Annotated in this window: 1 protein-coding gene and 1 pseudogene; one reads left to right on the forward strand and one right to left on the reverse strand. The window is 25.0% G+C overall.

Features of this window, described 5'->3' with window-relative positions; all coding sequences use genetic code 11:
• On the reverse strand, positions 1-221 hold a 221-nt coding region (locus tag ACYVEA_RS34695), incomplete at its 3' end, for a hypothetical protein (protein WP_461117922.1).
• Between the two features lie 22 nt (positions 222-243).
• On the opposite strand from ACYVEA_RS34695, the pseudogene ACYVEA_RS34700 reads away from it, so the two are divergent.
• Positions 244-429 (forward strand): annotated as a pseudogene (locus tag ACYVEA_RS34700) (hypothetical protein); the annotation flags it as partial.
• Positions 430-641: the final 212 nt, after the last annotated feature.

Genomic DNA, 641 nt, shown 5'->3' on the forward strand with positions numbered 1-641 from the left:
ATATAAATAATGTATTTAACTATTATATCTTTACCTTTATTAGGGTCTATAGTTTCCGGTTTTTTTGGTAGAAAAGTTGGAGTACACGGAGCACAAATTATAACTTGTGCGAGTATAATAATTACTACTATGTTAGCAATCGTAGCTTTTTTTGAAGTAGGTTTTAATAATATTGTTTTATCTATTAATTTATTTAGATGAATAGATAGTGAATGATTCAATATTATATGAGGATTTCAATTTGATAGTTTAACTATATCTATGTTAATTCCTGTATTAATTATTAGTTCTTTAGTTCATCTTTATTCTATAGGTTATATGAATGGAGATCCCCATAACCAAAGATTTTTTAGTTATTTAAGTCTATTTACATTTATGATGATTATATTAGTAACAGCTAATAATTATTTATTAATGTTTGTAGGATGAGAAGGTGTTGGAGTCTGTTCTTATCTTTTAGTAAGTTTCTGATTTACTAGAATAGCTGCAAATCAAAGTTCTATGTCTGCTTTTTTAACTAATAGAGTAGGTGATTGTTTTTTAACAATAGGAATGTTTGCAATATTATGATCTCTAGGTAATTTAGATTATAGTACTGTATTTTCATTGGCACCTTATGTTAATGAAAATATTATAATAAT

This window comes from Spirosoma jeollabukense (genome assembly GCF_054777855.1).